The sequence below is a fragment of the Streptomyces sp. NPDC091281 genome, from assembly GCF_044757425.1.
GTDB lineage: Bacteria > Actinomycetota > Actinomycetes > Streptomycetales > Streptomycetaceae > Streptomyces.
Map to the genome: position 1 here is coordinate 1 of NZ_JBIVUY010000010.1, position 17,790 is coordinate 17,790.

The following is a 17,790-nucleotide window of genomic DNA, read 5'->3' on the forward strand; positions in this document are numbered from 1 at the left end:
CGCAGCGATCTGGGCCGACATCCTCGGCCTCGAGAAAGTCGGCATCCACGACAACTTCTTCGAACTCGGCGGCGACTCCATCCTCTCCATCCAGATCATCTCCCACACCCGCCAGGCAGGGCTGCACCTGACCTCCAAGCAGATGTTCGTCCACCAGACCATCGCCGAGGTGGCGTCCGTGGTGCGGCGCGCGGACGCCTACGCGCCGGCCGCTGGGAACCGTGCCCCGGAGGCGTCGGGCAAGGTCGAACTGACGCCCATCCAGCGGTGGTTCTTCGCCGAGCACACGGCGCACCCCGACCAGTATGCGATGTCCGTGCACGTCGCCCTGGCCCCGGACACGGACCCCGCTGTGCTGGAGCGCGCCCTCGCGGCGGTGGTCGACCACCACGACGCGCTGCGCATGCGGTATGCGGACGACGGCGCGGGCGGCTGGGTCCAAGAGCACGGAGAGCGCCCCGGCGGGCTGCTTTCGGTCCGCGACCTGACGGCCGCGGCCGACTGGGAACAGGCGCGGAACGACGCCGCGCTGGAGGCCCAGCACGCGCTGGATCTGCGCACGGGCATCCTGGTGCGGGGCGTCTTCCTGCGCATGCCGGACACACCGCCGGGGCTGTTCCTGGCGGTGCACCACCTAGTGATGGACGGCGTGTCCTGGCGGATCGTCCTGGAGGACCTGTCCACCGCCTACGCGCAACTCGCCGAGGGCCGCGCCCTGGACCTCGGCCCCGAGACCAGCAGCTACCAGCAGTGGGCGAGCCGCCTGACCGCACACGTCCGCTCTGGCGCCATCGATCACGAGACCGCGTACTGGCGCAAGGCCGTGTCTGGCACCATGGACATCCCGTACGACTGGCCTAGCGCGAGTACGTACGGCGAGGTCGCCGTGGAGTCCTCGGTGCTGAACCGTTCCGCAACGGAGGCACTGCTCCAGCAGGCACCCGGAGTGTTCCGCACCCGGATCAACGATGTGCTGCTGGCCGCGCTGGGCCGGGTCCTGCGGGACTGGGCGGGCGCGCCGGTCACGATCGCTCTGGAAGGCCACGGCCGCGAGGAACTGTTCGACGACGTCGACCTGTCCCGCACCGTCGGCTGGTTCACCACCATCCACCCTGTCGCCCTCGACATCCCCGAGGGCCCCTGGGAGACGGCGCTGAAGGCCGTCAAGAAGACCCTGCGCAAGCTCCCCGGGCGCGGGCTCGGCTACGGGGCTCTGCGTTACCTGTCCGAGCCGGGCAGCGCCGCGCACACCGCGCTCGCCGCCACCCCGCATCCGCAGATCAGCTTCAACTACCTGGGGCAGTGGGACGGCGCGGCCGGCGACGACGGCGGACTGATCCGGGACCGGCTGGACAGCCTCGGCGCCGATCAGGCGCCCGGCGAGGCCCGTCCGCACCTGATCGACGTCGTCGCCGCCGTCAGCGACGGCGAACTGCGCATCGACTGGCTGTACGCGCCGTCCACCCACGCCCCCACCACCGTTCGTCGGCTGGCGGACGACTTCACCACCGCCTTGCGGCAGATCGCCGCCGCGGCCGGTAACTGACCATCATCGGAAGGCTTTGCTGTGGCTCGCTACGTGCTGAGTGACGTCGAGAAGAACGAACTGGCCTCTGTGGCGGACGAGTTCCTTGCCACCCACACCGTCTGGACGCCGCTGGAGTACGCGAACGACATTCGCGTCGAAGCGGAGCGGCTCCCGGTAGGAGTGCGTCGGTTCCTGGTGTCGTCCCGTGCCGCCGAGGACGCCGTCATCGTGCTGGGGAACCTGCCCGTCGTCGAGGATCTGGTACCGACCCCGCCGAGCTGGGAGATCGCCCAGAAGGAGGCCGCCGCGGTCCGCGAGGAGCTGGTGCTGCTGCTCGTCGGGTCTGTGCTCGGAGAGCCGTTCGGCTGGGTCAACCAGCAGAACGGCCGCCTGGTGCACGACGTCTGCCCGTCCAGGGGCCAGGAGAACTCCCTGACCAGCGCGAGCAGCCGGCAGCAGCTCACACTGCACACGGAGGACGTGTTCCACTCCTGCCGGGGTGATTACGTGGCTCTGATGTGCCTGCGCAACTGCGACGCGGTGGGCACGACGGTGGCGTTGGTGGAGTCGGTGGACTTCCCGGAGCCGGTGCGGCGGGCGCTGCACCAGGACCGCTTCCGGTTCTTCCCGGACGACTCCCATCACGTGGTGCCGCAGCACAGCGCGGAGAACCCGTCGGCGCTGAAGGACCGCCCCCATGAGGTGGCGTCCGTGCTGTTCGGTCCGGAGCAGGCGCCGTATCTGCGGATCGACGCGGACTTCACCGAGGCGGTGGCCGGAGACACCGGGGCGGAGGCGGCCATGAGGGAGGCCGCCGGTCTGCTGGCCGCCGCGGCCGAGCGAGTCGTCCTGAGCCCCGGCGACGCAGCGTTCATCGACAACCACCGGGCCGTCCACGGGCGTGACACGTTCATCCCCCGCTACGACGGGACGGATCGCTGGCTCAAGCGCACCAGCCTGGTCCGCGATCTGCGACGTACCTACGTGCGAACGAAGACGCGTTCGCGGCTCCTCGGCTGATGCCCCCCCAGGAAACACTGCAGGGTGGCGGTTTCACGCTGCTGTGGGTGGGGTCGGCGCTCGGTGAGTTCGCATACAGCACATCGCTGATCGTGCTGCCGCTGATCGTGCTGGCGCTGACCGGCTCGCCCTCGCAGGCGGGAATCATCGGTTTCGTCGACGCGGCGGCGATGCTCCTGGCGGGGCTGCCCGCCGGGGCCCTCGCCGACCGGTACGACCGCCGGGGCGTGATGCTGTGGTGCCAGGCCGCGCTGGTGGTGGTGTTCGGCGCGCTGGCCCTGCTGCTGTGGGCGGACGCCGTGTCGCTGTCCGCGCTGGTGGCGCTCGCTCTCGTCAACGGTGCGGCAACCGCTGTGACGATGGCGGCGGGAGAGTCGATGATCCCGAGCCTGGTGGCGGAGGAGAGGCTCTCGGACGCGGTGGCGATGAACGCGGCGCGCACCTACGCGGGCCAGCTGGCCGGTACGTCCGTCGGCGGATTCCTGCTGGCGCTGAAGAACGCGTTCCCGTTCGTCGTCGGCTGCCTGGCGCATCTGGCGGGACTGGTCCTGCTGCTGTTCCTGAGGCGGCAGCCGCCGGCCGCCGACGGCCCGGTCGACCGACCGGTGCTCAACGGGCGAGGCCTGCTGGAGGGGGTCCGCTTCATCGCCTCGCATCCGTTCCTGCGCGTGGGACTGGTGTGCGCAACGGCAACGAACTTCTTCTTCGGCGCCATCTACTTCATCGTCATCGCTTCCGCGCGGACCGGCGGCATGGCGACCGGGGTCATCGGTGCGATGGCGGCGCTGCTGGGCGTGGGCGGCCTGCTGGGCGCCCTCGCCGCGCCGTTGCTCCGACGACGGCTCCTGACCGGTGCCCGGCCCATCCACGTCGTGCTGTGGACGTTCGTCGTGCTCACGGCGGGAATCGCGGTGCTGCCGGGCGCCTGGACGCCGGGGGTGCTGCTGGGGGCCATCGCCTTCGCGGCACCGACGGCGAACGCCTACTTCACCACCTGTCAGCTGATGCTCACCCCGGACAGTCACCGTGGGCGGGTGGTGAGCGTGGCGGCCCTCGCCAGCGGTGGCGGCGGGGCTATCGCCCCGCTGGCCGGCGGCATCGTGCTGGATCAGGCCGGCCGGTTCGCCGGCCTGCTCGGGTGCACGGCCGTGATGGCGGCCATCGCTCTGCTGACGTCGCTGAGCCCAGCGCTGCGCGAGGTACCGGAACTCGGCGCGGCCGACACCGCACGGCCCGACACCGACACGCCCGTGCCGGCGTCGGCGTCGGCACCCGCAAGCCCCGTGCCGGCGCTGCCCCTCCCCCGTCCGCTGACAGACAGAGACAGCTCACCATGACCATTGATCCGGCCACCATTGATCTGGCCAACCCCGATCTCTACACCACCGATGCCCGCTTCACCATGTGGGGGGAGTACACCCGGGCGGACGCGAAGGTCTGGAGCGATCCGGGCCTCTCCCCGTCCGGCTTCTGGTCGGTCTTCTCCCACCGCAACGTCGCCGCCGTCCTCTCCCCCAAGGCTCCCTTCACCTCCGAGTGCGGCATGATGATCGGTTTCGACGCCGAGCACCCCGACAACTCGGGCGGCAGGATGCTGGTAGTGAGCGAGGGCAGTTGGCACTCCACGCTGAAGCGGCTCATCGGCCCGTTCCTCTCGCGGCTGCGCGCCCCCGAACTCCAGTCGGTGCTGCACCGGGAGGTCAGGGACATCGTCGACCGGCTGCGGTCGCAGGACACCACCGACATCGCGCAGAGCATCGGCCCGCGGCTCCCGGCCGCGATCGTGTGCGAGGTCATCGGCGTGCCGCTCAGCGAGCGGGAGCAGCTGATCGAACTGACCAATCACGCCTTCGGCGGCGAGGAGAGCAGCTTCGACAGCATGACTCCGTCCGAGGCACACACGGAGATCCTCTTCTACTTCCACGAACTGATCGAACGGCGCCGCCGGCAGCCCGGTTCCGACCTGGTGAGCGCGTTGCTGGAAGACGCGCGGCTCAGCACCGAGGACGTGCTCGTCAACTGTGACAACGTGCTGATCGGCGGCAACGAGACTACCCGTCACTCGATCACCGGCGCCTTCCACGCTTTCCAGGCGTCCGCAGGCACCCTGGACGCGCTGCACGCCGACCCGGAGCTCGTCGGCCCCGCCGTGGAGGAGGTGGTCCGCTGGACGTCCCCGGCGGCGCACGTCCTGCGGGTGGCGACCGAGGATTGCGAGATCGGCGGCCAGAAGATCATCAAGGGGCAGCCTGTGGTGGCGTGGCTGTCCGCCGCCAACCGCGACGAGCGGCTCTTCCCCGACCCGCACCGCTTCGTCCCGGACCGAACGCCCAACCGCCACCTGGGGTTCGGCAACGGTCCGCACCACTGCCTCGGCGCCGCTCTGGCCCGGCTCGAGCTGCGTGCGTTGCTCCAGGAGCTGGCAGCCGAGGCGCGGGGAGTGGAACTGGCCGGGGAGGTGCGCTGGATGCGCTCCAACCTCGTGCAGGGCTACAGCAGCCTGGAGGTCTCCACGGAGTGGCGCTGACCCTTCACACCGTCCCGTCCTCCTCGTGACCACAGAGCGTCGGCACAGCCGGCGGTCCACCACCTCACCCCGCTGGGCGAGGCCATCCTCGGCCGACGATCGGACCTCTCATATGCCTTTATCCTCTCCCTCGCCGTACCTGACCCGACACACCCGACCCCAGCGCCCCGAGCGCCGCCTGGTCTGCTTTCCGCACGCGGGAGGCGCGGCGAGCTTTTTCCGCCCGTGGTCTCGCTACGCGGGCCCCTCGGTGGAGCTGGTGGCCGCCCAGTACCCGGGCCGCGAGAACCGGTTCCGGGAGGCTCTGATCCCGGAGATGGACTCGCTGGCGTCGGCCATCGCCGACGAGCTGCTGGCCCTGCCGCCGCTGCCGACGGTGTTCTTCGGCCACAGCATGGGCGCGGCCGTGGCGTACGAGACGCTTGGGCGCCTCCAACAAGCGGGCGGTGCCGTCCACATCACCCGCCTCTGCGTGTCCGGCCGGTCCCCCGACGGTGCCGCGGCCCCGGCCCTACGGACGGACGAGGAGGTGGTGGAGGCGGTCAGATCCCTGGGCGGCACCCAGGCGGCCGTCTTCGACGATCCGGACCTGCGGGAGCTGCTCCTGCCGGTGATCCGCAATGACTACCACTTGATCGACGCCTACCGCCGCCGGACCGACGTGCCCCTGCTGCGGGCCGACGTCCACGCCCTGACAGGTGACCGGGACCCGCAGGTCAGCCCGGACGAGGCGGCGAGGTGGAGTGCGGTGACGTCGGGGGCCTTCACTCTCACGGTGCTGGAAGGCGATCACTTCTATCTGGTGCCGGCTGTCGAGCGGGTCGCCCGTATCGCCATGGAACCGGCACAACCCCTTCCGGTTTAGCGGCATGCCCAGGGTGGGGGCAACTCGCGGGGAAGTCGGGGGTGCGTCGGATGTCCTGAGACCGCCCGGACACGGACCCTCGACGTATGAAGCGAAACCGGTCGGTACTCATCCTGCTGCTGGTGCTGCTCTGCGTGGGGGCCCTGTGGTCCGGCGCCGCGCCACCACAGGAGACACGCGCTCTGCGGGCGGCCGAGCGCGTCTCCCACCCCCTGCGCACCACCGGTCCGCACGGCGACCAGGCCGACCTGCGGCCGCTGAGCCGCATGGTGGACGGCGCGAAGGTGGTGGGACTCGGCGAGGCGACGCACAGCTCGCATGAGTTCTTCACCCTCAAGCACCGCGTCCTGCGCTACCTGGTGGAGCACGAGGGCTTCCGCACCTTCGCCCTGGAGACGAGCTGGAGCAGCGGCCTGCGGCTGGACACGTACGTGCGAAAGGGCGAGGGTGACCCGCGGCGCATCATGCGGGAGGAGTTCCAGGACACGTACGCGTGGTGGAACACCGAGGAGTACCTCGCCCTCATCAAGTGGATGCGCGGGTACAACGAACGGCATCCGGGAGACCCGGTGCGGTTCATGGGCGACGACTTCGCGTACGCGGGCCCGGAGCAGTACGACAGGGTGCTGCGGTACGCGGCCCGCTACCGACCGGACCTGCTGCCGCGCCTCACGGCGCTCTACCGGAGGCTGCGGCCCACCACCCCAGCGGGCGCCTACATGAAGGCGTACCTGGCCCGGCCCCTGTCCGAGCGGCGCGCGATGGCCGTCCGCGCGGAGGCGGCACTGTCCCTGCTGGCCCGGCAGCCGGTTCCCGCCTGTGCGACGGAGGACGCCCACGCCTGGGCCGTACAGCACGCCCGGGCCCTGGCGCAGACCGCGCGCGGTTACGCCTTCGACTTCGACGACCGGGAGCAACTGCGGGCGTCGATGGGCTATCGCGACCGGCTGATGGCGGACAACGTCGCCTGGTGGCAGGCTCGAACGGGCCTCAAGGTCCTACTGTCGGCCCACAACAGCCATGTCTCCTACCGCACCTCCGACCCGCGTTACCCCCGGATGCAAGGAGCGTTCCTGCGGGAACGGCTGGGCGAGGGCTATGTGAGCGCTGCCGTGACGTTCGGCACCGGCTCCTTCAACGCGACCGGCCCCGACGGCACGGCCCGCGTCCACACGGTGGGAGCCCCGCCGCGCAACAGCACCGAACGTTTCCTCGACCGAGTGCGCCCCGGTGACTACATCATGGACCTGCGCACGTCCCCGCCCGCGGCCCGCGCGTGGCTGAGCAGGCCCCGACGCACCCGCAGCATCGGCACGTCCTACCCGGAACGCCCCCACGACATCGCCCCCGCGGCCGCCCACGACCTCCTCCTGCACCTTCACCACGTCACGCCGGCCCACCTTCTGGTACCACCGAGCTGACCGTCGTCGTGCGGTGGGAGACAGGGCCCCATGTCCTAGATCCATCGTTTCAGGCGCTATGCCCTTGCTCCGGTTCAGAACGACGGCAGGCGGGACAGGAAGCCCCCGGAGCCCCGCACCCCGGAGAGCGCCCGGTCTCAGTCGCGCGAGGACAGGCACCAGCTCCTTGGTGACGAGCCTCGCCACTGGCTCATGCGCCTTCGTCCGCCGGTCCCGCGCGACGGACCTCTCGCTGGAGAGCGGCCAAGGCTTGGCGGACACCGCCGGCTCACTGCCGCCAGCGACCACAGGGTCATCATCGATCACCAGGAACCGACGATTCCGCAAGGCGCCAACTGGCACGAGTGTGAAACAACCGAAAGGCCATTCGCGCGGGTCAGCAACCGAACCCCGCACATCGTCACAGGTCACCGAGGGGTCTGGACTCTTCCGGGACATCCAATACGACGATGCCGCCGCACCCCTCCCCGCCTGCTGTGCAGGGCGTCGGGGCGGGGTGCGGCGGTGTCTCCGGGGCTCCCCCCGGTCATGTCCCGGAGTTCTGGGGGGTCAGGTCAGGTCTGCGCCGTAGGCCTTGGCCAGGGACGTCCAGATCTTCTCCGAGACCGTGGGGGACGGGCGGTCGCGGTTGGTGAGGACGACGAGGGTGGTGCCGTGGCGGCGGTCGGTGTAGGAGGTGGAGGTGAAGCCGCCGAAGGAGCCGGGGTGGCCCTGCCAGGTGACGCCGTCGACGACGGTCCGTTCGGTGGCGAGGCCGTACGTCGCGTCGGCGGCCCGTGCCTGCGCGGTGGGCCTGACCATCTCGTCGACGGTCGGCTTCCTCAGCAGGGTGCCGCGGGCGAAGAGGGCGTCGAGGGCCTGGGCGGCGCCGAGGGCGGTGCCGGCGAACGAGCCGTCGCCGAAGGGGAATCCGAAGGAGTCCGTGGGCACCCCGGTCGCGCCGTAGGCGGTGTTGTAGTCCTGGACGCCGAGTCCGTCGGCCAGCGGGTGGTAGCCGTGGGCGAAGTGCCGCAGCGTGTGGGGCGCGTACCGGTCCTGGGTGAGGCGGCGGCCGGTCTGCGGGGCGACGGAACCGGCGGCGGCGTAGAAGCGGGCGATCTGGCGCTTGACGGCGTTCTCGCCGCCGAGCCGCTTCACCAGCACCTGGAGCAGGACGATGAAGTTGGTGTCCTGGTACTCGTAACGGGCGCCCGGTGACTTGGGGTTGTGGATGCCGGCGTTCAACTGCTGGAAGGTGAAGGGGACGTTCGGGCGGTAGCGGTTGGGGGCGGTGCCCGCCGGAGCGCCCTCGGTGCCGGGCGGGAAGAGCGGGACGACGGCGGGGTCCGCGTAGACGTTGCCGTAGCCCGAGGTCTGTGAGAGCAGCATGCGCAGGGTGACCTTGCGGGAGCCCGCGACCGTGTCGCCGACGTACGTCGACAGGGGCTTGTCGAGGGCGAGTTCGCCCTTCTCGACCTCGTGGAGCGCGAACGTGCCGAGGAGGAGTTTGCCGAGGCTGCCGAGGTTGAACATCGTGTCGTCGTCGACGCGGATCGCGGGGTGGACGTTGTTGACGGCCTCGCCCCGGTGGGCGGACCAGACGATGCGGCCGTGCCGGAGCAGCACCGCCTGGACGCCCTGGCCGGGTGCGTCCGCGGTGGCCTTCGCGAGCGCGGTGTCCAGTGCCCGGCGCAGGTCGCGGTCCTGGGTGGTGTGGTGGGACGGGGGCCGGGTCGCGGACGCCGGGACCGTGGCGCCGGTGCCGACGAGGGCGAGGGCCGTGGCGGTGAGGAGCGCGGCCTTCGAGGCGCGCCGGAGGCTGCGGGTTCTGGTTCTTCTGGGCATGTCAGACCTCGATCGTCTCGGTGGGACCGGCGCTGCCGCCGCGGGAGTCGGTGCCGGCGTCGGTGGTGCGGAGGCGGGAGTGGTGGCGGCTGTAGAGCAGATAGACGGCCGCGGCCAGGACCATCCAGCCGGCGAACAGCAGATAGGTGCGGACGGGGAGTTCGTAGACGAGATAGGCGCAGAAGCCTGCGGAGAGGACGGGGACGACGGGGTAGCCCGGCACCTTGAAGCCGCGCGGGAGCGTGGGGGCCGTGCGACGCAGGATGATCACGCCGACCGAGACCACGGCGAAGGCCGCCAGGGTGCCCATGCTGGTGAGGTCGGCCAGGTCGTCCAGCGGTACGACGGCCGCGAGTCCGGCGACGAGCACGCCGACGGCGACGGTTCCGGCGACCGGGGTGCCGGTGCTGGGGCGCACCCGGTGGAAGAAGGCGGGCAGCAGGCCGTCGCGGCCCATCGTGTAGAGGATGCGGGTCTGCCCGTACAGGACGACCAGGACCACGCTGACGATGGACAGCACCGCTCCGGCCGACAGTACGGCGCCCGGCCAGGTGGCCCCGGTGACCTCGGTCAGGATCGCGGAGAGTCCCGCCTCCTGCCCGTCGAACCTGGTCCACGGCTGGGCTCCGACGCCGACCCAGGCGACCATCACGTACACCGCGGTGATCACCAGCAGGGAGCAGATGATGGCCAGCGGCAGCGTGCGGCGCGGGTTCTCGACCTCCTCACCGGCGGTGGAGACGGCGTCGATGCCGATGAAGGAGAAGAAGACGGTGGCGGCTCCGGCGCCGATGCCCGCCCACCCCATCGGCGCGAAGGGGTGGAGGTTCGAGGAGTGGAAGCCGGTCACGGCGAGCGCCACGAACAGCACCAGTACGGCGAGTTTGACCAGCACCATGACGGTGGTGACGACCGCCGACTCACGGGTGCCGCGGACCAGGAGCAGACAGCAGAGCAGGATCAGGACCGCGCCCGGCAGGTTGACGTAGCCGCCCGCGCCGGGCGGGGCGGCGATCGCGTCGGGGATGCGGAAGCCGAAGAGCCGGTCGGTGAAGTCGTTGAGGTACTGGCCCCAGCTCACCGCGATCGCCGCCCCGGAGACCGCGTACTCCAGCAGCAGGCACCAGCCGACCGCGACGGCCGCGAGTTCGCCCAGCGTGGCATAGGCGTAGGAGTACGAGGAGCCCGCCACCGGTACGGCGGAGGCGAGTTCGGCGTAGCACAGGGCCGTGAGCGTGGCGGTCACCGCGCCGATCGCGAAGGAGACGACGACGGCCGGTCCCGCCTCGGGGACGGCGGAGTTCAGCACGAAGAAGATGCCGGTGCCGATCGTCGCCCCGATGCCGATCATGGTGAGCTGGAACAGGCCCACGGTACGGCGCAGGGTGCCGCGGTCGACGTCCTGCTGGAACGAGCTGATCGGTTTGCGTCTGAGGGCCTGGACCCGGAGGGAGGAGGGGGCGGCGGCCGGGGGAGGTGGGGACGAGGGTGCTGGCGGCATGACGGTGGGCCTTTCACGGGCGGGGCGGTCCGGGCGGGCGGTCCCGGAGGGGGAGAGGGCGATCCGGGGCCGGGCGGCGGGGGTGTCTCAGTCCAGGTCGCGGCGGGTGAGGTCGGCGTACGTCTCACGGCGGACCACCGCTCGGGAGCGGCCGTCGCGGCAGAGGACGACGGGGGGCCGCAGGGCGGCGTTGTAGTTGTTGCTGAGGGAGAACGTGTAGGCGCCGGTGGCGGGTACGGCGATCAGGTCGCCGGGCCGGGGGGCGTTCAGACGGACCGCCGTGGTGAGGGTGTCGCCCGACTCGCAGTGCCGTCCGACCAGCGTGCAGACCTGGCCGCCGCCGACGCGGGTGGCGACGGTGGCCTCGAAGCGCTGCCCGTACAGGGAGACCTCCAGATTGTCGCCCATACCGCCGTCGACCGCGACGAAGGTCGGCTCGCCGGGCTTCACGGTGACCGCGCGGTACAGCGAGACCCCGCCCTCGGCGACGAGGGAGCGGCCCGGCTCGATCAGCAGACGGGCGGAGGCGGGCAGCACGCGCCGGGCGGTCTCCGTCAGCGTGTCCAGGTAGTCCTCGACGCTGGGCGGGGTGTCGGCGTAGGTGTAGCGCGCCCCGAGTCCGCCGCCGAGGTCGTAGACGGCGAACTCGCCGAGCCCGGCGACGGCCCGCACCGCCTGTTCGAAGGGTTTGACGTCCATGATCTGCGAGCCGATGTGGACGTGGAGGCCGTCCAGCCGCAGACGGTCGCTCGTCCGGAGGCGGGCGATCGCGCGGCGCGCATCGGGCAGCAGCAGACCGAACTTGCTGCCCGCCTGGCCGGTGGCGACGGCCCCGTGGGTGACGGGCCGGATGTCGGGGGTCACCCGCACCAGCACGCCCTGGTCACCGCCGGGCGGCACGATCCGTTCGAGGCGGTCGATGTCGTCGAAGTTGTCGACGACGATCAGTCCGGCCCCGGCGTCGACGGCCAGTCGCAGCTCCTCGTCCGTCTTGGCGTTGCCGTGGACCACCAGGTCGGCCGGTGCGGCCCCGGCGGCCAGGGCGAGGGTCAGCTCGCCGCCGCTCGCCACGTCCATGCCCAGGCCCTCCTCCGTCATCAGCCGGTAGACGGCCGTGCAGGGGAAGGCCTTGGAGGCGAAGACGACGCGCGAGCCCGGCCTGCGGGCCGCGAGACCGTCCGCGTAGCGGCGGGCCTGGCGCCGCAGGGCGTCCTCGTCGACCAGCAGGGCCGGTGTGCCGTACCGCGCCGCCAGGTCCTCGACGGGGCAGCCCCCGATGACGAGCTGGCCGTCCGGGGCGAGGTGGGTCCCGGGCGGGAAGAGGCTGAGCAACTCGCGCACGATGAGCCTTTCAGGCGCTTTGGCTGGATTCCGCCCTCGTCGAGCGGTGCCCACCATGCTGCGCCGCACACCCCCTGCGGTCTTTGTCGGATACGCCTACGATCGAGCTGTGTCATCGACGAATTCACCAATGCGGGAGGGGACCAGCGAGGAGCTGTTCGTCCTCTGTGACGCCGTCGCCGCCGTGGTCGGCGGCTCGGTCGCCGTCGAGGACCTGGACCGGCGGGTCCTGGCCTACTCGACGCTGCCCGACCAGCTCATCGACGACCTGCGGCGCGAGGGCATCCTCAACCGGCGGGTGCCCGACGAGCCCCGGCAGTTGCGCCAGTACCGGGCGGTGCTCGACGCGCCGGGCGTGATCCGCCTGCCGCCGCTCGCCGACGGCGAGCTGCCCAGGGTCGCCGTCGCCGTCCGCGCCGGGGAGATCCCGCTCGGCACGGTCTGGGCCATCGAGGGCGCGGGCGGGGTCGACGCGGCCGGGGAGCGCGCGCTGCTCGACGGCGCCCGGCTCGCCGCCCTGCACATGCTGCGCCACCGCAGCGCCGCCGAACTGGACCTGCACGCACGGCAGGAGGCGCTGAGCGGCGCTCTCGCCGGGGGCGGCTTCGCCGCCGGGGCCCGCTTCCACCTCGGCCTCTCCGACCAGCCCCGCTTCACCCTCCTCGGCCTGGCCCACCCGCGGGACGCCGGCCGGGAGCCGCCGCCCGCGATCCAGCTCGGCGTCTCTGCCGTCGGCCACTTCGCCGCCGTCCACCCGGAGGCGGCGGTCGCCACCCTGGGCAGGACGGTCTACGTGCTGCTGCCGGAACTGTCGGCGTCGGCCGTGCGGCGGCTGGCGGAGCAGGCCGTGACCGCGCTGGCCCGGCCGCGCGGCAGCGCCCTGCGCTGTGCGGTCAGCCGCGGCGACGTCGATCCGGGGCAGCTGCCCGCGCTGCGCACCGAGGTGGACGACATCCTCCGCGTGATCACCACCGATCCCGCCGCCCGGCCCGTCGCCGCCTTGGAGGACGCCCACGCCCGCGTCCTCCTGGCCCACCTGGGCGACACCCTGGCCCGCGAGCCGCGGCTGCGGCACCCGGCCATCACCGCCATGCTCGACCACGACCGGCGGCAGCAGACCGCGTACGCGGCGTCCGTACTGGCCTGGCTCGACGCGGTCGGCAACATCGCCCAGGCCGCGGAGAGCCTCGGCTGCCACCCCAACACCCTGAAGTACCGCCTCCGCCGCGTCCCCGACCTCTTCGACCTCGACCTGACCCACCCGGACGACCGGTTGTCCTGCTGGTTGCAGTTGCGGCTGGGGCCGTAGGGCGGACCGGGCGGGTCACGGGCGAGAGGGTGCGGGCGGGCGGGGGGCGCGGGCGGCTCCGTCGGCTACGCCCAGTCCGTGGGCGCCGGACCGAAGGCGCGACGGGCGGCCCGTACGGCGAGCGCGCCCAGCGCGGCGTTGGCGCCGCCGCCGATCACGGCGCCGATACCGAAGGGCGCCACGCGGCCCAGCACGATGATGCCCTGCTTGGTGCCGTACTTGGTGACGAAGTTCTTCCCGAGGACCTTGTTGACCTGACGCAGCGTCTCGACCGGCACCTTGGCGACGACCTGGCGTCCCCAGTGCTGACCGGTCCGCCCGGCGACCTTGGAGATGGTCTCGCCACCGGACCCGCCGAGCAGGATGCCCATCACGATCGTCCGGCGCCGCTCGACCTCGGCGACGGGGATGCAGTGCACCTCGGCGACCGACAGCGCGAAGAGAGCGCTCAGTTCGAGCGAGGTGAGCGCCTCACCCGCCGAGAGCGCCAGCGCCACGCCGGTCCCGACACCGGGAGCGGCGGCGGTCCCGCCCACCGCGGCTCCCGTACCCGCCAGGGCACTGACGTACATGCGCTCCAGGGTGCGGATCACTTCCCCGGGCGTCGCCTCCGGCTTCCGCTGACGGGCTCGCGCGACGTTCTTCCGCACCAGCGTGCTCTGCGCGTCGATCGCCTTGTCGAGCAGCTCAAGGGCGCGCTGTCCGCGTGAGCCTTCCGCCGGAACCTCTTCGCCGGGGGCGTCGTCCGCCATGCCTCGTACTCCTCGGATCGTCATATCGCGGCACAGTCTCCCATTCAGCGGGACACGCGAACCCCGTTTTGGGACAGAACACCGTTCCCACGGAGGGCACTTGATGCGCCTCGCCGCTCACCGACAGGCGAGGGCACCCACCCTTCTTTGTTGACAAACTTGTCGAGTAGTGTCAATCATGTCCACATGGGTGATGTCAGTCGGAGTGAGACGTCCACTGCCGGACGCGATGTCGGGCGCGGTGGCGGGCGGGTGGGTGAGCGGGGCGCCGGGCGGCGGGGCGGGATTCTTGACGCCGCTGCCGGCGTGTTGTTGCGGTACGGGTTCCGGAAGGCGTCCGTCGACGAGGTGGCCCGGCTGGCGGGGATCTCGCGGCAGGGGCTCTATCAGCACTTCCCGACCAAGGACGCCCTCTTCACGGCGACCGTCGAGCACCTCCTCGCACGGAGCGTGAGCGTGTCGCGGTCCGCTCTGGAACGGCCCGGCGCGGCGCTCGGCGAGCGGATCGTCGCGGCGTTCGAGGCGATGGCCGGGGAGACGCTCGCCTCGGGCCTGGACGAGCTGCTCGACACGGCGGAGCGGCTCACCGGACGGTCCGCCGCCGAGCTGGAGGGGGCGATCGTCGCGGAGTTCACGCGGGCGCTGGAGGCAACCGACGCGGACAGCCCCTGGCGGCGGCACGGTGACAGCGCCGAGGCCGTCGCCGCGCTGCTCTACGCCACCTCCGGCGGACTCAAGCGGGCGTCGTCCTCGGTGCCCGCGTATCTGGAATCCCTGCGGCGGGCCGTCCGGTTCGTGTGCGAGGCATGACGACAGTGAGCGGGTGGAGCACCATGAGAAAGTCAGTCCTCGTCACCGGCGGGACCTCCGGCATCGGACACGCCACGACGGTCGCGTTCGCGGCGCGCGGCTACGACGTCTTCGCGACGTACCGGAAAGAGACGGACCGGGAGAAGCTCTCCGTCCTCGACGGCGTACGGCCCGTCCGCATGGACGTCACCGATCGCGGTGACCTCGACGAGGCCTACGATCTCGTCGCCGGGGAGGTCGGGGAGGCGGGACTGTACGCGGTGGTCAACAACGCGGGCATCGGGCACTCCGCGCCCTTCGAGTACGTCGACGAGACCACGGCGCGCCGCGTGCTGGAGGTGAACCTCCTCGCCCCCTACCGCGTCACCCAGAAGTTCGTGCCGCTCCTCGCCGCGCGCCGGACAGCGGGCGGGCCGCACGCGCGCGTGGTGAACGTCGCCTCGTGGGCGGGGCTCGTGTCGGCGCCGTACATCTCCTTCTACAACGCCTCCAAGTTCGGCGTCGTCGGGCTCACCGAGTCCATGTTCTACGACCTGCGCCTCCTCGGCATCCACGCCGTCCTCGCCGTTCCCGGCGTCACGAAGACCCCCCTCCTCGGGAAGACCACCGCGGACGGGACGGCGTCGCTGGACGCGCTGTCCGCGGAGGGGCGGGAGCGGTACCGCGAACTCTTCGCGCACTACGCGGCGTTGGGGGTCGGATCGCAGAACTCCCGTTTCCTCGCGACCCCGGAGAAGGTCGCCCGCAAGCTCGTCCGGATCGTCGACACGCCGAAGCCCCGCTTCAAGTACGACATCGGCCTCGACGCCACCCTCGTCGACAAGGTCGTCTCCCGCCTGCCCTGGTCGGTCCGGGCCACCCTCAACACCCGCATGTACCGGCTGGGCAGGGCGAGCGCGGCGCACGCCTGACGGGCGGGGGCGGGCGGGCGACGGCATCCCGTGGACCCGGTGGGGCGGGACCTCCGCGCGTCCGGACTGCCCCGACGCCCCCCGGCCCGCCCCGATCCGGCGCGGCCCGTAGCGATCCGGCGCGGCCCGTCCCGTCCGACCCGACCGCGCCGGGCACAGGATGTCGGGTGCTGCGACACTTCCGCCGCCTAGCGTTCACGACGGAGGAAGAGAACGAGGCAGAGGGAGGTGTCCGGGGTGCTGGAGCGGCTCAATCGGAGTCTGGAGTACGTCGAGGAGCGGCTCGGTGCGGAGGTCGACGTGGCCGAGATGGCGCGGATCGCGGTGACCTCCGAGTACCACCTGCGCCGGATGTTCTCCGCGCTCGCGGGGATGCCGCTGTCGGAGTACGTGCGCCGTCGGCGGATGACCGTCGCGGGCGCCGAAGTCCTCGCGGGGCGGGTCTCGTTGCTGGAGATCGCGGTGCGCTACGGCTACGGCTCGGGCGAGGCCTTCGCGCGGGCGTTCCGTGCCGTGCACGGGGTCGGTCCGGGCGAGGCCCGGCGACGCGGCGCCGCGCTCGTCTCGCAGCCCCGGCTCTCCTTCCGCCTCACCGTCGAAGGGAGCAGCAGCATGCGCTATCGCGTCGTGGAACGGGAACGGCCGGAGTTCACCGTCGTGGGACTCAAGGCCCGCGTCCCCCTGGTGCATTCGGGGCCCAACCAGGCCATCATCGACTTCGTCCGCGGGATCGATCCGGCGACGAACGAGCGGCTCGCGGACCTGTCGGAGCGGTCGGGGCAGGAGCCCCGCGGCATCGTCTCCGTCTGTGACGATCTCGATCCGGGTCGGGCCGAGGGAACTCAACTCGACTACTACCAAGGGGTGGTGACCTCACCGGACGCCGTGGCCGGGGACGGAGACGGTGGAGCCGAGGGCATCGCCCGGCTGCCCGTCCCCGCGGGCACCTGGGCCGTGTTCACCGTCTCCGGGCCCGCGCCCCGGGCCATCCAGGAGCTGTGGCGCGACGTGTTCGTGGAGTGGTTCCCGTCCAACCCCTACCGCGGCAGGCCCGGCCCGGAGATCCTCCGCACCCGCCTCTCCGCCGACGGGACCGAGGCCGACGCCGAACTGTGGCTGCCGGTGGAGCGGGAACAAGAACAGGGACAGGGATAGCGGTAGGGACAGGGATAGGGGACGAGGTTCGGGGTGGGTGCGTGGGTGGGCTCGGTCAGTGCGTCCCCGGGTAGCCGCCGTCCACCCGTATCGCGCGTACCCCGCTCACGTACCGTGCCCCGCAGCGGTCCTGGGGGACCACCAGTTGGGGTCCGGTGGTGTCGAGGCGGTGGTCGTCGAGGGTGGTGGCGAGCAGGACCGGGGCCCGGCCGAAGTCGGGGTCGATCTCCGCCCAGGTGAGCAGGGTGCGGTGGCCGTCGGCTCCGGTCACCGCGATGAGGAAGCGCAGCCGGTCCTTGCGGCGCGCGGCGTCGAAGCCAGGGGCGGCGGCACTGAGCACGTCGTGCAGGAGCGGGCCGGTGAACCGGTGGCGGCGGGCGCCGTCGGTGGCGCACTCGAAGGTGACCTCGGCGCGGTGCTGCGGCCAGGCCAGCAGGTCGGCCACGGCCAGCCGGGCGGGACGGGCCAGGTCACCGGCGAGCGTGAGTCTGGGCGGCGCGGTGGCGAGGGGCGGCGCGTCGGCGAGTGGCGTGTCAGCGCTTGCCGGGGCGGCGGGTGGCGCCGCGGTGCGGGTCGGTCCGGCAGGCGCCGTCTCGGTCGTGCGGGTGGCTGCGAAGGGCTTGCGCACGGGCCACCACCTCCCGGGTGACGGTACCCACCCGGCCCGCCCGCACAAACGCACCTGCCATTCCTTACGGTTCGATGATGCGGCTCCTACCAGGTGGGCAACCGTACTCAGCTGGCAGATGCGGCGTTATGCTCCCGGTACGCGTACCTGTTCGCGCGGCCGGTGAGGCGGTGGCCCGCCGGGAGTCCGTTCCCGGCC

The 17,790-nt window shown here is 71.8% G+C and carries 15 protein-coding genes; 10 read left to right on the forward strand and 5 right to left on the reverse strand.

The window, feature by feature from the left end; all coding sequences use genetic code 11:
- The 6 genes from ACIQPQ_RS24540 to ACIQPQ_RS24565 form a co-directional block, all read left to right on the forward strand.
- Positions 1-1,546, forward strand: a 1,546-nt coding sequence (locus ACIQPQ_RS24540) for a condensation domain-containing protein (protein WP_401307190.1), incomplete at its 5' end; no start/stop codon positions are given.
- A 21-nt stretch (positions 1,547-1,567) separates the two neighbouring features.
- Positions 1,568-2,548 carry a TauD/TfdA family dioxygenase gene (locus ACIQPQ_RS24545; protein ID WP_401307192.1) on the forward strand — a complete coding sequence of 327 codons (981 nt, stop codon included), beginning with the start codon at positions 1,568-1,570 and terminating at the stop codon, positions 2,546-2,548.
- Complete coding sequence (locus tag ACIQPQ_RS24550; RefSeq protein WP_401307194.1) at positions 2,548-3,885, forward strand: MFS transporter; 1,338 nt, start codon at positions 2,548-2,550, stop codon at positions 3,883-3,885. The genes ACIQPQ_RS24545 and ACIQPQ_RS24550 overlap by 1 nt, the downstream gene beginning before the upstream one ends.
- Positions 3,882-5,075: a cytochrome P450 gene (locus ACIQPQ_RS24555; protein ID WP_401307197.1), complete on the forward strand. Its 1,194-nt coding sequence runs from the start codon at positions 3,882-3,884 to the stop codon at positions 5,073-5,075. Before ACIQPQ_RS24550 ends, ACIQPQ_RS24555 begins: the two co-directional genes overlap by 4 nt.
- Positions 5,076-5,187: 112 nt before the next feature.
- Complete coding sequence (locus tag ACIQPQ_RS24560) at positions 5,188-5,940, forward strand: thioesterase II family protein (RefSeq protein WP_401307921.1); 753 nt, start codon at positions 5,188-5,190, stop codon at positions 5,938-5,940.
- 86 nt (positions 5,941-6,026) lie between these two features.
- On the forward strand, positions 6,027-7,361 hold the full coding sequence (locus ACIQPQ_RS24565; protein ID WP_401307200.1) for an erythromycin esterase family protein: 1,335 nt from the start codon (positions 6,027-6,029) through the stop codon (positions 7,359-7,361).
- Between the two features lie 549 nt (positions 7,362-7,910).
- On the opposite strand, the gene ACIQPQ_RS24570 is transcribed toward ACIQPQ_RS24565, so the two are convergent.
- The 3 genes from ACIQPQ_RS24570 to lysA form a co-directional block, all read right to left on the reverse strand.
- Positions 7,911-9,185, reverse strand: coding sequence for a serine hydrolase domain-containing protein (locus tag ACIQPQ_RS24570; RefSeq protein ID WP_401307202.1), 1,275 nt, complete (start codon positions 9,183-9,185; stop codon positions 7,911-7,913).
- Position 9,186: 1 nt separating this feature from the next.
- Positions 9,187-10,686 carry an APC family permease gene (locus ACIQPQ_RS24575; RefSeq protein ID WP_401307204.1) on the reverse strand — a complete coding sequence of 500 codons (1,500 nt, stop codon included), beginning with the start codon at positions 10,684-10,686 and terminating at the stop codon, positions 9,187-9,189.
- Positions 10,687-10,773: 87 nt separating this feature from the next.
- The gene (lysA, locus tag ACIQPQ_RS24580; protein WP_401307207.1) at positions 10,774-12,027 is read right to left on the reverse strand and encodes a diaminopimelate decarboxylase; all 1,254 of its coding nucleotides are present in this window, start codon (positions 12,025-12,027) and stop codon (positions 10,774-10,776) included.
- Between the two features lie 130 nt (positions 12,028-12,157).
- Here lysA and ACIQPQ_RS24585 point away from each other — a divergent pair, with 130 nt between their 5' ends.
- A complete protein-coding gene (locus ACIQPQ_RS24585; protein ID WP_401307209.1) occupies positions 12,158-13,336 on the forward strand; it encodes a PucR family transcriptional regulator in 1,179 nt (392 codons plus the stop codon).
- Between the two features lie 65 nt (positions 13,337-13,401).
- On the opposite strand, the gene ACIQPQ_RS24590 is transcribed toward ACIQPQ_RS24585, so the two are convergent.
- A complete protein-coding gene (locus ACIQPQ_RS24590; protein ID WP_401307211.1) occupies positions 13,402-14,088 on the reverse strand; it encodes a hypothetical protein in 687 nt (228 codons plus the stop codon).
- A gap of 186 nt (positions 14,089-14,274) precedes the next feature.
- Here ACIQPQ_RS24590 and ACIQPQ_RS24595 point away from each other — a divergent pair, with 186 nt between their 5' ends.
- From ACIQPQ_RS24595 to ACIQPQ_RS24605, 3 genes are all read left to right on the forward strand, one after another.
- A complete protein-coding gene (locus ACIQPQ_RS24595) occupies positions 14,275-14,898 on the forward strand; it encodes a TetR/AcrR family transcriptional regulator (protein ID WP_401307214.1) in 624 nt (207 codons plus the stop codon).
- A 23-nt stretch (positions 14,899-14,921) separates the two neighbouring features.
- The gene (locus ACIQPQ_RS24600) at positions 14,922-15,809 is read left to right on the forward strand and encodes an SDR family NAD(P)-dependent oxidoreductase (protein ID WP_401307217.1); all 888 of its coding nucleotides are present in this window, start codon (positions 14,922-14,924) and stop codon (positions 15,807-15,809) included.
- Between the two features lie 237 nt (positions 15,810-16,046).
- Entirely contained in the window at positions 16,047-16,964 is a 918-nt protein-coding gene (locus ACIQPQ_RS24605) for a helix-turn-helix domain-containing protein (RefSeq protein ID WP_401307220.1), read from the forward strand.
- Between the two features lie 55 nt (positions 16,965-17,019).
- On the opposite strand, the gene ACIQPQ_RS24610 is transcribed toward ACIQPQ_RS24605, so the two are convergent.
- A complete protein-coding gene (locus ACIQPQ_RS24610) occupies positions 17,020-17,592 on the reverse strand; it encodes a molybdopterin-dependent oxidoreductase (RefSeq protein ID WP_401307223.1) in 573 nt (190 codons plus the stop codon).
- Between the last annotated feature and the right edge of the window lie 198 nt (positions 17,593-17,790).